Raw genomic sequence first — 13,280 nt, forward strand, 5'->3', positions numbered from 1 at the left:
ATTAACCTAATTAATATCTAAAATGAATCAACACCCAATCTTTTCGGAACATCCCGGTTTAATTATTGTTTTTGCGGTTGCAGTAGTTATTATGCTGTTGCTAGATTTAGGAATCTTCAACAAAAAAAGTCACGTCGTAACAAATAAGGAAGCTATAACTTGGTCATTAGTTTGGATCAGTTTAGCCATGATTTTTAGTGGTTTAGTGTACTATTTTGCAGGTGCAGCTAAATTCTATGAATTTCAATCGGCATATTGGATCGAAAAAGCGCTTTCTGTTGATAACCTTTTTGTATTCATATTAGTATTTAAATTTTTTGATGTTGCCAATAACAACAAACATAAAGTGTTGTTTTGGGGAATTATCGGAGCATTAGTTTTAAGAGCAATCTTTATTTTCTCTGGTGCTTTCTTAATCGAATTGACGTATTTAAACAAACTTTTAGGCCTTGCAGGATTAGAAGGATTTAAATATGATATTAACTTAATCATGACAGCTTTCGGATTGTTCTTGGTATATGCTGGGGTTAAATCTTGGTCTTCTGGAGACGATGACGATGATGAAGATTACAACAATACTAGAGGAGCTAGATTGATTAGAAAGTTCTTTAAAGTTAGCGATAAGTATGACGGAGATAAATTCTTTACATACGAAAATGGTAAAAAATTAGCAACTCCACTTTTAGTAGTTGTAGCCGTAATTGAATTTACAGATTTACTGTTTGCAGTAGATTCTATTCCTGCGATTTTTGCAATTTCAAATGATCCATTTATTCTTTATACTTCTAACATTTTTGCAATTTTAGGGCTTAGAGCATTGTTTTTCTTGTTAGACAACTTTATTCACTTGTTTAGTAAATTGCAATACGGTCTAGCCATTATCTTGTCATTTATTGGAATAAAAATGATTATTTCTCCATTCTACCATATTGAATCTATTTATTCTTTATTAGTAATTGGAGGTGTACTTTTAATTTCTGTTTTAGCTTCGATCTTAATGCCAGAGCCTAAAGAAGCTTAAAAAAGCATTCAATAATTTAAATTTTAAAAACGGATTGAAAATCACATTGAATTTTCAATCCGTTTTTTTGTTTTAGAATATGGTAAAAGCGATTGTTTTTCAGTATAAAAACTTCAATTAAAAGTTATACTTTTGCACTTTCAAAATTGTAAATGCCAAAGGTTTATTTACAGTTTGTTTTTTATTAATAAAATAAAGGTTTTTCACAGCCTTTAGTTTTTACTCAAATTATGCTTAATATACACAATCTTTCCGTTTCTTTTGGAGGAACCTATTTATTTGAAGAAGTTACTTTTCGTTTAGGCGCCGGCGACCGTGTAGGTCTTGTTGGTAAAAACGGAGCTGGTAAATCTACAATGCTAAAAATGCTGGCAGGAGATTTTAAACCAGACTCAGGAGTTATTTCGCAAGAGAAAGATATCAGAATGGGTTTTCTACGTCAGGATATTGATTTTGAACAAGGAAGAACCGTTTTGGAAGAAGCCTATGAAGCTTTTACAGAGATTAAAGTTGTAGAGAAAAAACTGGAAGAAATCAATCATCAATTGGTTACTAGAACCGATTATGAAAGTGAAGAATATGGGCAAATCATTGAAGATTTATCTGATTATACACATCGTTTTGAACTTCTTGGAGGTTATAATTATGTGGGAGACACAGAGAAAATTCTTTTAGGTCTTGGTTTTAAAAGAGAAGTTTTTAATAACCAAACAGAAACGTTCTCTGGAGGATGGAGAATGCGTATCGAATTGGCTAAATTATTATTACAATCCAATGATGTATTGCTTCTGGATGAGCCAACCAACCACTTAGATATCGAAAGTATCATTTGGTTAGAGAATTTCCTTCGTAATTATCCTGGAGTTGTCGTAATTGTATCGCACGATAAAATGTTCTTGGATAATGTAACGAATAGAACAATCGAAATTTCGTTAGGTAAAGCCTATGACTTCAATAAACCATATTCTCAATATTTAGAACTGCGCCATGAAATTCGAGAAAAGCAATTAGCTACTCAAAAAAATCAGCAGAAAAAGATTGAGGAAACAGAGAAATTAATCGAGAAATTCCGTGCAAAAGCTTCAAAAGCTTCGATGGCGCAATCGCTGATTAAAAAATTAGATAAAGTCGAAAGAATCGAAGTTGACGAAGATGATAACTCAGTAATGAATATTTCGTTTCCAGTTTCAAAAGAACCAGGGAAAGTTGTTATTGAAGCTGAACATGTAACGAAAGCTTACGGTGACAAAACGATTCTTAAAGATATAAGTTTACTGGTTGAAAGAGGAAGTAAGATTGCTTTTGTTGGACAAAACGGGCAAGGAAAATCGACTTTCATCAAGGCTCTAGTAAACGAATTTGAATATGAAGGAAATATCAAATTAGGACACAATGTTCAATTAGGATATTTTGCTCAAAATCAGGCTGAATATTTGGACGGAGAAATTACTTTGCTTCAAACAATGGAAGATGCTGCAACTGACACAAATCGTATGAAAGTACGTGATATGTTAGGTTCGTTTTTGTTCCGTGGAGATGATGTGGAGAAAAAAGTGAAAGTACTTTCTGGAGGTGAACGTAACCGTTTGGCACTTTGCAAATTGTTGTTACAGCCAATTAACGTCTTGCTGATGGATGAGCCTACGAACCACTTAGATATTAAATCTAAAAACGTTTTAAAAGCAGCACTTCAAAAATTTGGCGGAACTTTATTATTAGTTTCTCACGACAGGGATTTTCTTCAAGGAATGTCAAATATCGTTTACGAATTTAAAGACCAAAAAATCAAAGAATATTTAGGAGACATTAACTTTTTCTTAGAGCAACGCAACCTTGAAAATATGCGTGAAGTAGAGAAAAAAGATGTGGTGAAAAATACGCCAGCTGCAAAAGAAAAAGAAGCTAGTAAATTATCTTACGAAGATCAGAAGAAAGGAAAATCCCTTCAGAACAAATTAAGCAAAATCGAAAGCCAGATTCAGCAATTAGAAAAACAAATTCAGCATGATGATAAAATGTTGGAAACCAATTATGACAAGCATATCGAAGATGCCTCATTTTTTACTGCTTACAACAAAAAGAAACAAGATTTGGAGCAATTGTTAATCGATTGGGAAGTTGTTTCAGAAGAGATTGATGGGTTGAATGCTTAATTTTTTTGTTTCAGATTTCAGGTTTCAAGTTTCATCTTGACGAGTAAATTTAACCGCAAGGCACGCTAAGTTTTTTGTAGTTGGCATTTACAATTTACAAAGTTCGCAAAGCTTTATCAATAGATAGCTTTGCGAACTTTGCGTTTTACAAAACTTGAAACTTGAAACTTGAAACTTGAAACTTGAAACTTGAAACTTGAAACAAACTACTTAATAATCCCGATCGATCTAGAATGATCAATTGCTTTACTGCTTTCCTTAAAATAGCAAACGGAAACATTTATGCTTTCCAGATTTTTTAGAATCTTTTGGACTTCTTTTTTAGGAGATTTACCCGTTTGTCTAATATAAACCGCAACAACTGTAACGGGAAATATTTTGCAAATTCTTTCGTAAAGCATTGGGTCGTGCTGCGAGTCATCGCCCATTAAAACATATTTTAAAGTTGGGTAGAACTCCACAACATGCTTTATTTTTTCGTATTTATGATCGTGATTTCCTCTTCCGCTCATGAAGAAATCGGTGACTCCTCTTTTGATGTCTTTTAAGAGAAAAACGGCTTTAGGGAGCTTGTGAATTCGGGTGAATTTAGCAATAAATCGGTATAAATTCCATTCGCTGCTAGAGATGTAGAAAAAAGCATTTACTTCTTCTGCATTGTCTCTTCCAGCAGAACTTAAAGCTTGATAATGAGGTACAACATCCTTAAAAACTTTTCGGTCATTTACATTTTTAAATAATAAAATATAAAGTTTTCGAAAAAAGTTATTGGTGTGTGAAATCAGAAAAGTGTCGTCAATGTCAGATATGATTCCGAGTTTTCCTTTGTGAGGTCTAATAAAACTGCCTTTGCAAGTTATGGTTTCCTCTTTATATTTTAAACTCACTTCGTAAGACATCCATCCAAAATGGGTTTCTTTTTCTAATGGAATGCAAAAATTGAAAAAGCCATCATCTAATGTTTTAGTGTGGATGACTTCGCCATTATAATGAAGATAAACATCAAAATTTTTAATGGTTTTTATTCGGAACAGTCTGAGTATCGAAGTGGCATTTTTTAATTTTCTTTTCTCAAAATCGTATTTGTTTTCTCTTTTTAAAACATGCCCCATTACAATTAACTCTTGCTCATTTGCATAACCGCGATATAATTGTAGAATTGGTTTCATTAATTACGTATATTTATGTAACTGTAAATTACTTAATTTAATTGGTTTTAAAAATAAAATTTTGAAAAAGAATATTCTATTTGTTGTAAATCCTATTTCTGGTGACTTGGATAAATCAGATGTTATTGATGCTGTTGAAGAGTTTGCAGCGACCAATCATTTCGATTTGAAAGTCTACGAAACTACGGGAAAAAATGATCTAAGAACCATACAATCTTTATATAATGAACATGAGCCAGAGCGCATTATTGTTGCAGGAGGCGACGGAACGATAAAAATGGTGGCCGAAGCGGTGGAAGAGCAAGATGTTATAATCGGGATTTTGCCTGCAGGTTCTGCAAACGGACTTTCGGTTGACTTGAATCTTCCTGATGGAATAGAGGAGAACCTTAAAATAGCGTTTCTACACCATTATATCGAAATGGATATGATTTGTATTAACGGAAAAAAAAGTATCCATTTAAGCGATATCGGATTAAATGCCAATTTGGTTAAAAATTATGAAGAAAGTGATGTGCGTGGTTTTTGGGGATATGCATTGCAAGCTTTCACAACGCTCAAAGAATCTGAAGAACCTTTCATTGCTACCATTTCGGCAAATAACAAAACGGTAGAGCATGTAGCAAGAATGATTGTAATAGCCAATTCGCAGAAATATGGAACTGGAGTTGTAATTAATCCAAATGGCGCTATGAATGACGGTAAGTTTGAGCTCGTAATTTTAAAGAGTCTCGACCTGCTTTTAATCGGAAAAATAATTACCGGAAATATGCCAATTGATTCTGATGATATTGTAATTATTTCAACCGATAAGGCTGAAATAAAAACGGATTATCCTGTAAATTTCCAAATTGATGGTGAATATTGTGGTGCCCAGACTTCTTTAGAAATTCATATTTTGCACAAGCAAATGAAAATTGCGGTACCGTAGGTTTTGATTGATTTTTATTAGGGAAATATTGGTGTCGCTCCGCTGGAGCTTTTAGCACTTTAGGGCAAACATTTCTATAAATATTTCGCTCTTCCAGAGCTCAAAAAAAAGCTTCTTGAGGAGCAAAGTATATATAGAAAAATTAGTCTATAATATTTTGCTCTTCCAAAGCAAGCTCCGGAGGAGCGACACATTTTTTATTTAAACGGATTACGTTCCTGCCATTCTGTTTTTGGTTCTAAATAATTGAAAAACCTTGAAATGTTATGGTTAATCAATGCATTGCTATGGGTGATTAAACCATACATTTTAACTGGTTTTGCCCCAACCGAACTTTTAATTTCAAGAGCTGTTCTGGCAAAAACAATTTCTTTGAAACCTTTCTTAATAGAATAAGCAATCATATCGTAGAGCATATTTAAATACAGCATTTTTTCGCGCTGAACACTTTCATCATAACCGAGAAAATACGTATCCATTACATCGCCATTTTTGATTAAAGTGTTGAAGCCGATTAGTTTTTCGTCTAAAAAATAACCATAGAGAAGAAAGTTTTCTCCCATGATTTCCTTGAAAAAGCTGAAATGATTTCTTGCTAGAAAAAAGGTATTGAAAGGCGCATTTTTTGCAACATTAAAATATAAATCGTAAATCACATCTTCATATTGTTTAATGTCAGAAAGAGACATTTGCTGTTTTACAATTCCTTCCGATTTTTTGCGTGCCCGTTTGTATTGATCGCGATATTTTTTTAATAAAGCATCAATATAATCTTGTTCGGTTTTCCAATTTTCATTGATTTCAAAAATCATATTTGGTTGGGTCGAAAACGTGTAGTTGTTTTTGAATTCTGCCTGAAGCGGTTCGATTTCTTTTGCTGTAAAATCTTTTATGCTCGTTATATGAACCTTTCTTCCGCTTTCTTTCAAATCTTTTTTAAGCTGATTGATAGCTTTATGAAGTGTTTTAATTGCTTTGGATTCTTTGATGGTCTTGTCAAAAATAAAAGCATTTTGTCCTGTAAGCATATTGTTTCCAACAAATAAAACGTGTGAAGCAAAATTCTTTAATGCAAAATTACGTACCGAAGTTTTTAAGCATTTATCACGCTCTCCAAAAGATTCAAGTTTTTCTGCAAATAAGAATTGCGTTAAAGCAATTCCGATTAGTTTTTTTTCTTCAAAAAGCCCAATAAAATGGCAGGTCATATTTACTGGAGAAGAATTTTCCAGTACTTCGAGATATTCTCGTGTCAAAAAAATGTTATTTGCTGCAAGCGAGTTCCATTCTAAAGGCAATAACGATGCGCTTTTGTAAATCTGGAAAGAATAAGTTGTATTCAAAAGAGTGAGCTAATTTCTTCAAAATTAGATAATATTTATAATAACTAATGGGGTTTAAGTTATTATTAAGAAAAAACCATTTGAAATAAATTTTTCAAATGGGTTTTTTATAAATGATATTAAGCAAATCCGCAGATGATTCCGCCCATAAGAGTCAGAGTAAGAATCCAGTATCCGCTATGGATAAAAATATATTTCCAAGATTTTCTTTCAAACAAGCCATTGATTCCAATTAAGGGAAAAGCAAAAAATAGTCCCGACATAAAACCGTGAAGCGCACCATGCTTGAAAGTTCTGTAAGCCATTCCGTAATCTGCCATAAAAGCAGCAAATGAAGGTTTTGCACTGTCAATTAATGGCGGTCCACCAACCATTCCGATTGCGCCAGACTGATGAATGGTTAGAGACATTAAAGTCATTGTAATCATTAGAGAAAAAATATACGTTAGCCCGAAGATTTTAAGCATATTTCCTTTTTTTAACTCTTCTTGAGTAAGATTATTTTCTTTCATCCAGATTGTTCCGAATACTTTTGGGCTGTACCAGATAAAACCAGTTACGAGTGTGACAATTGCTGCAAGGAATAAAGCAACGAAGTTAATTTGCATAATGTGAGGTTTTTAGAATTAGTTGATCAAATGTAATCAAAAAAAATGCAGGTTCTGAAAAATAATAAATATAGCTTAAATCTTACATTTTAAATTTTTTTCAACAGTTTGCCGATATTTGGTGTATTATAACTGTGAATTGTATAATTTTACGCGAGTAACAAATCCCAAATCTGTTATGAAAATTTTAATTACTCTTTCTTTATTATTTGCTTTTTCGCTAAACGTTTTGGCAGATACCATTTCGGATAAAGAAAAAGAAGCGCTTGTAAAATTGTATCATGCAACAAATGGTTTGCAATGGAAAAACAAATGGGACTTAAGTCTGTCTGTTTCTACTTGGTACGGTGTTAAAGCCGAAAACGGAAAAGTGGTCGCGCTCAATTTGGCAGATAATAATCTGCAGGGAGAATTGCCTGAAGCTTTTTACGATCTTGTGAATTTAGAATCGCTGAATCTGGAAAAAAATAAAATTGAAGGAAGTTTGTCTTCTGCCATTTTTAATCTGAAAGAGTTAGAAATGCTTAATATTGCCGATAATAAATTATCAGGAGCAATTCCATCTTCGATTTGCCAGTTGACTAAATTGAAAGATTTGGAGCTTTTTATGAATAAGATATCTGGAGAGCTTCCGTCGGAAATTGGAAAACTAAATCAGTTAGAAATTTTAGCTGTTTGCAATAATGAATTAAACGGAAAACTGCCTGTTTCGATTTATAAAATTTCTGGTCTAAAAGTATTGCTGCTGAATAATAATAAGCTGTCGGGAAATTTGACAAATGAAATTATTAATTGGAATGTATTAGAAAATTTTAGTTTATTTGACAATGAATTTTCAGGCGCAATTCCGCAAGAAATTGAAAAGCTTAACAAGCTTGAAGAATTGAATCTTTCGTACAATAAATTTACAGGCGAGGTTTCAAAAAAGACAGCATTATTAGATGCTTTGAATATGACCATGATAGACGAAAATGGAAATCCGTTTTTATTAGAAATAAACCAAGAAAATAAATTACAATAATTACCCAAAATTAATCGATGCTTATGAATGAATTTTACACTCGTTAAACAAGTTGATTAAATATATTTAGTTAATTGCCAAAACCGTAATTCGTTACGGTTTTCTGGTTTCTAGAGGTTTCGTTTTTTTGAAAAAATAACATTTAATTTAGAATTGAATTCTTTATGTTTGCCTAAATTTTTATAACTTTAATATAAGTATCCGGAGAACCAAAAACCGATTAACCAACGGCATTACTAATCACTTAATAAGAAGAAATTATGACACTGCAATATCAAGGAGAACAGTACGGAAAACCAACCACTTTTACAATTAGAATTATTGGTAATAACTTATCAAAAAGCAGTTCCAACTACCAGGTTGATCTTTTGGTAGGAGATAAAAAACTGCCGACTTTTACAAGTGAAATTCACCAAAGTCTTTCTAATTGTTTAAAAGAAATTTACTTGTTTAGAAAATATAACGGAATCACATTCAATGAATCGTCAGAGAAAATAGTTTCGCTTTATGTTGCTTATGATAAAGTTTTGTACAACTATAATAAATATGCTTTGTTTAGAGCGTAAATTTTTCTCAAAAGAGTATAAAAAAGACCATTTGAAAAAATGGTCTTTTTTTTATTTCAAAAAGCAGCAAGCTATTATCGAATTATCTTTAAATAAGCGCTATATGGATCGTCTTTAAGTGAGGTACGCATGTAGTATACGTTTTCGTCTTTTTCTTTTAAATCAAACTGAATTAAGCCTGCATCGCAATAATAGTAAAGTAGGTTGTCATCAGCAGGAAATTCTATATTGGAAATTGGCAGTGTAGTTAGTTTTTCTTCAAATGCAATTTCACCGTTTGATAAGTCCAGTTCAAAAAGCTTCTTTTTGCGAGTGTATCCCCAAAGATTATCAACTTCTTTAACGATGTATTCCACATTATCGCCTTTAAAATCTGTTTTCCAAAGCTGAGTTCCTGTTTTAGAATCAACAGCATAGATAGAAGAAACTTCTGGCCCTTGCGCTGCAAAATATAGCTTTTTGTCGTGGCATACTATACGTTCCTTAACGTTATTCTGGTTTTCTTCTATTTTAAACTGCCACAAAACATCAAGGCTATTTGGTTTTAAAGCATACAGCCAATTTTTATCGCCTGCTATAAAAACACTTTCGCCATCTGTAACTGGTTTCCCGGTCATGGTTTCATCAAAGCTTTTTTGGTAAAGTAATTTTCCTGTATTAGCCTCAAAACAATATACATTTGTTCCGCTTTGGGTAAAGATCTTATTATCGAAAAAAAGTGGCTCAATATCGTTGTTTGGAGTGTCTAATTTGTAGTTCCAAGCCAAGCTGCCATCTTTTAAATCTAAAGCGTATAAATTACTGCTCTGATTTTGATTTTGAGCAGTTATAAAAAGTTTTCCGTTAGCTATAATCGGAGTTTGGTCTTTTAGAACAATCTGGTCTGTAATGTTTCCTATTCTAGATTTCCAGAAAATAGTTCCTGTTCCATTATCTACTGCGTAAATTTCTCCATTAATAAACGGAATATACACAACTCCGTCATGAATGGTTATTTTGTTGGCGCACATCTCTGTGTGGGCATCTGAAGCTTTTACTGTCCAAACAATGCTTTCGACTTCCAGATCCCATGAAAAAAGCGAACCGTCGTAATCGTAAATTAAAATTGAGGTATCGTCTAGAGAAATCTTTTTAAGCGGTTTTAGAGATTTATTAGTAACAGCTTCTTCTGCAGGTAATTTGCTGTTGGTGTAGTTGGTTTTGCTGGCGGGCGCTTGTCCAGACATATTTGCAAAGGCGAATACAAATAAAAGGGCTATTAATTTGTGTTTCATTTTAAGATTTGGGTTGATTTTCTGATTGTGTTTGTAATCTGAAATTACTTCATTCATAACTTCTTGTTTGCTTTGTTATTGTGTTTGCTGTATTTGTGTCTTTATTAATTGCCAATTTGTAGGTTTTGTGCGCTTTTAATACTGTTCTAAAATCCTCAAACATTTAAAGAAGTAAATATAAACAAAAAAAGCTCCAGATTTCTCTGAAGCTTTTGTCTTAGTAAGTAGTCCGTGGGGGAATCGAACCCCCCTTACCAGGATGAAAACCTGGCGTCCTAACCGATAGACGAACGGACCTGCTTTGCTATTGCGGGTGCAAAAGTGCAACTATTTTTGAGATGTACAAAGCATTTTGAGAAAAATTTTTAATTTTTTTTTGATGGAAAACCATTTTGAACGATCAATATTCGCATGTTAATCGAGTTAGTGGTTTTGTATTTATTTGATTAATAAATTGTTGTTATGAGGTTATGTGGGCGAAATGTTTGTTTTTTAAGTGAAAAATAATTTTTAGAAATATTGTAAAATTTTAGGTTTGAGAGAATATTCTTCTGTCTTTTTATTGTGTTTTATGTTTTAATGAAGGGAAGAATAATCATGTTTTCTGAAATAGTTCAGATATTTCAACCCCTAAAGCTTTAGAAATTCGAATAACTTTATCGATACCCATAATTTGTTTGCCCAACATATATCTTCTTAAAGCTTCAATATCTAAATCAGAATCGCTAGCCACATGTCTAACTTTTAGTTTTTTTTCTTTAATAATCTCATTTATATTATTTCCAACAATTTTTACAGATTCTGGAACTTCTTTCTTTCTCATTTTTTCATATTATTTGAACTTGAAAATTATGAGTTAGTAGTCAAAAAAACAGGAACGAATAAGTCCAGTCATATATGACTGTTTTTTATTATATTTGTAATGTAGTGAAAATATTACACTGGTAAATGAATAAATGTATATAAACTGTTAGAACATGAAATTAGAGAGAAACGAACCATCGGTAGATTTTTTAGAATCAGTAAGTAAAATGAAATATTTTACGAAACTAAATTCAGATCAAAAGAATGATAATTCATTTAGTGTAATGCTAAAAATTGCTTCTTATAATGAATTAAATATTATAATTTCTTCTTTGTTGAAAGCGAGTATTAATGCGTTAAATAATAAATCTGATAGTGAAGAAATTGATATAATGCTTTTACTTGAAATGGCTTTACAGTTGCTTCCTAGTGATGAAATGGAATTGTTAGATGAGATTTATGGAAATGTTTTTGAGATAGAAAAGGCTTCAAATGAGGTTTGATATTTTTTTTTGTAATTGATAAAAGCTTCAGATAAATCTGAAGCTTTTTAGTACGAAGCATTAAAACTAGTCAGTTTTTTGAGAATTTTTGTTGTATTCTAAATTGAATTCTACTCTGTTATTGCATATTTTTTTTAAGTACTCCTCATTTTCACAGGCTACTTTATCTTGACAGTAATCAAGATTAATTTTGTTGATTTCTTCAACTTGTGATGAAGGTATATACAATATTATAGAACTAGGTATATCTGTAGTTTTAAAAAGTTTTTCTGAGTAGAAACGTAAATATATTTTACTATGTAAGGGTAGGCTTATAAAGGCAATTTCTTTGATATCTGGATTAAAATATTCGTTAATTTTTTCACGTGCAGTACCTGCAGTGAAGTCTGGAATTATAAAGTAATCATCTGCATTATTAGGGATTAAAATTTGAAAAATTAAATTACCCATTTTTTTGAAAATCTTTTCAGCTAATTCTGTATAACTCCCAGTGTTGCTATATTTTACTTCTTTTTCGTATGAGAACATTTTTTCAATCTGAGATTTAAGCTCTTCTGTTGCATTGTGTGTAATTTCAGTTAAGCCCTTTTTTATAGCGTTGTCAATTTCTTGCTTGAATCTTGGAGTTCGCATATCACCAATTATCCCATATTTTGCAAAATAAATTAAAGCTATATTTACGGACTCAGTATAATTCTTATCTATAATAAATTGTTGAATTACTTCAGTATTTTTTGAAAAGTCTTTCTCAAAGTAATAGTTAAGCTCTTCTTCAATTGAAGAATGGTCAACTATCCCATTATGGAATTTAGAATTTAGTTTAGGTTCGCTGAATAGGGATTTTGTTGTTTTTTTATAATAATGATTGTCTAATATTTTATCATATACATAAATTTTTTGCTCTTTATCATTGAAGAAATTTTTTAAATGCACTTGAGAAACAAAATGATGATTTAGAGGTATGCTCATAAAAAAGAAATTGTTATTATACTTGATTTTTTTAGATATGTTTATATATTGTCAATGTAGATTATGCTATTGGCTAAAAAGAGTTTTAAGTAATAGTAAAGATAGGTAAAAGCTTTCCATTCTTATCAAAATGGTCAACGGAAATACTGCGTCAATATCTATGAATTGCCTTAAAATAGTGATTAATTTTTTTGAAGAAGTTCATAGCGTTTTTTTGCATAATTATGGTATTTGGTTATTGCTCAAAATAATATGCTACTGCTGTGTAGCAGATGCACTTTTCTTTACACCGTTAACATTGTTTGATTTAGTTGGTGCATCACTCTCTTTTTTTTGTGTGTATTCATCTAATTTTTTATTAATGCCTGTGCCAACTTCTGCTGCCGTGCTTCCTGGTTCTTGTCTTTCCATTCCTTTGTTAAAGCCTTCTAGTGTTTTTGTAGTTACTGTTTTGTTTTCTTCTGCTCGAATTAATTTTTGTGTATCCGTAAGTCCTCCTGAATTTTCTGCATTCTGATATGCAGGCTTTCTGGCAGGTTCAGTTGTAGTTGATTTTTTTGTTTCTTGCGCATTAATATTAGAAATAAAGCCAACTAATATAAAAGCTCCTAATGTTAATATAATTTTTTTCATGTTGATATATTTAAAAATTAATTTAACTAAATTACAAAGAAAAAAAACAAAAGACAATAAGTGTAAATGCCTATTTTTCAGTTGTTTAATCGATTGTTTTTAATGGGGTTTACAAATGGATTTATTCCCTCGCTCTCCGAAGAGTTTCTAATGAAAAGCTGCGCAAATGTCTCTGACTTTGCGCATTTTTTTTTCGTCATATTGAATACAAAAATGTCTCAAAAGTCTCCTGACTTTTTTTCGTTCATCTCTTGTTAGAAGTTTTGTTTTAAAGTCATAGACTTT

At 31.7% G+C, this 13,280-nt stretch carries 13 protein-coding genes and 1 tRNA gene; 6 read left to right on the forward strand and 8 right to left on the reverse strand.

Annotated elements, in window-relative coordinates; genetic code table 11:
• The first annotated feature begins 22 nt into the window (after positions 1 to 22).
• Together BSF41_RS06225 and BSF41_RS06230 are read left to right on the forward strand one after the other, a co-directional pair.
• Entirely contained in the window at positions 23 to 1,021 is a 999-nt protein-coding gene (locus tag BSF41_RS06225; protein ID WP_095928653.1) for a TerC/Alx family metal homeostasis membrane protein, read from the forward strand.
• Between the two features lie 230 nt (positions 1,022 to 1,251).
• On the forward strand, positions 1,252 to 3,174 hold the full coding sequence (locus BSF41_RS06230; RefSeq protein ID WP_095928654.1) for an ABC-F family ATP-binding cassette domain-containing protein: 1,923 nt from the start codon (positions 1,252 to 1,254) through the stop codon (positions 3,172 to 3,174).
• Between the two features lie 206 nt (positions 3,175 to 3,380).
• On the opposite strand, the gene BSF41_RS06235 is transcribed toward BSF41_RS06230, so the two are convergent.
• Complete coding sequence (locus BSF41_RS06235) at positions 3,381 to 4,343, reverse strand: App1 family protein (RefSeq protein WP_095928655.1); 963 nt, start codon at positions 4,341 to 4,343, stop codon at positions 3,381 to 3,383.
• Positions 4,344 to 4,404: 61 nt separating this feature from the next.
• Between BSF41_RS06235 and BSF41_RS06240 the strand changes: the two genes are divergently transcribed.
• A complete protein-coding gene (locus BSF41_RS06240; RefSeq protein WP_095928656.1) occupies positions 4,405 to 5,274 on the forward strand; it encodes a diacylglycerol kinase family protein in 870 nt (289 codons plus the stop codon).
• 197 nt (positions 5,275 to 5,471) lie between these two features.
• Here the strand turns inward: BSF41_RS06240 and BSF41_RS06245 are convergent, their stop codons facing one another.
• On the reverse strand, positions 5,472 to 6,617 hold the full coding sequence (locus BSF41_RS06245; RefSeq protein WP_095928657.1) for a GNAT family N-acetyltransferase: 1,146 nt from the start codon (positions 6,615 to 6,617) through the stop codon (positions 5,472 to 5,474).
• A 119-nt stretch (positions 6,618 to 6,736) separates the two neighbouring features.
• Entirely contained in the window at positions 6,737 to 7,225 is a 489-nt protein-coding gene (locus BSF41_RS06250; RefSeq protein WP_095928658.1) for a DUF1761 domain-containing protein, read from the reverse strand.
• Between the two features lie 178 nt (positions 7,226 to 7,403).
• Here BSF41_RS06250 and BSF41_RS06255 point away from each other — a divergent pair, with 178 nt between their 5' ends.
• Both BSF41_RS06255 and BSF41_RS06260 read left to right on the forward strand, forming a co-directional pair.
• Entirely contained in the window at positions 7,404 to 8,246 is an 843-nt protein-coding gene (locus tag BSF41_RS06255) for a Two component regulator three Y domain protein (RefSeq protein ID WP_095928659.1), read from the forward strand.
• Positions 8,247 to 8,506: 260 nt separating this feature from the next.
• A complete protein-coding gene (locus BSF41_RS06260; RefSeq protein WP_095928660.1) occupies positions 8,507 to 8,812 on the forward strand; it encodes a hypothetical protein in 306 nt (101 codons plus the stop codon).
• A gap of 74 nt (positions 8,813 to 8,886) precedes the next feature.
• Here the strand turns inward: BSF41_RS06260 and BSF41_RS06265 are convergent, their stop codons facing one another.
• The 3 genes from BSF41_RS06265 to BSF41_RS06275 all read right to left on the reverse strand — a co-directional run bounded on the left by BSF41_RS06265 (position 8,887) and on the right by BSF41_RS06275 (position 10,909).
• Positions 8,887 to 10,143 carry a PQQ-binding-like beta-propeller repeat protein gene (locus BSF41_RS06265; protein WP_253251764.1) on the reverse strand — a complete coding sequence of 419 codons (1,257 nt, stop codon included), beginning with the start codon at positions 10,141 to 10,143 and terminating at the stop codon, positions 8,887 to 8,889.
• A 168-nt stretch (positions 10,144 to 10,311) separates the two neighbouring features.
• A tRNA-Glu gene (locus tag BSF41_RS06270) sits at positions 10,312 to 10,383 on the reverse strand.
• Between the two features lie 298 nt (positions 10,384 to 10,681).
• Positions 10,682 to 10,909 (reverse strand): helix-turn-helix domain-containing protein, encoded by a 228-nt coding sequence (locus BSF41_RS06275; RefSeq protein WP_095928661.1) that lies wholly within the window; start codon positions 10,907 to 10,909, stop codon positions 10,682 to 10,684.
• Positions 10,910 to 11,063: 154 nt separating this feature from the next.
• On the opposite strand from BSF41_RS06275, the gene BSF41_RS06280 reads away from it, so the two are divergent.
• Entirely contained in the window at positions 11,064 to 11,393 is a 330-nt protein-coding gene (locus BSF41_RS06280) for a hypothetical protein (protein WP_095928662.1), read from the forward strand.
• Between the two features lie 66 nt (positions 11,394 to 11,459).
• On the opposite strand, the gene BSF41_RS06285 is transcribed toward BSF41_RS06280, so the two are convergent.
• Positions 11,460 to 12,362, reverse strand: coding sequence for a DUF4238 domain-containing protein (locus tag BSF41_RS06285; RefSeq protein ID WP_095928663.1), 903 nt, complete (start codon positions 12,360 to 12,362; stop codon positions 11,460 to 11,462).
• A 255-nt stretch (positions 12,363 to 12,617) separates the two neighbouring features.
• Positions 12,618 to 12,995 carry a hypothetical protein gene (locus BSF41_RS06290; protein ID WP_095928664.1) on the reverse strand — a complete coding sequence of 126 codons (378 nt, stop codon included), beginning with the start codon at positions 12,993 to 12,995 and terminating at the stop codon, positions 12,618 to 12,620.
• Between the last annotated feature and the right edge of the window lie 285 nt (positions 12,996 to 13,280).

This window comes from Flavobacterium sp. ACN2 (assembly GCF_002303885.1).
In the GTDB taxonomy this organism is placed as follows: Bacteria; Bacteroidota; Bacteroidia; order Flavobacteriales; family Flavobacteriaceae; genus Flavobacterium.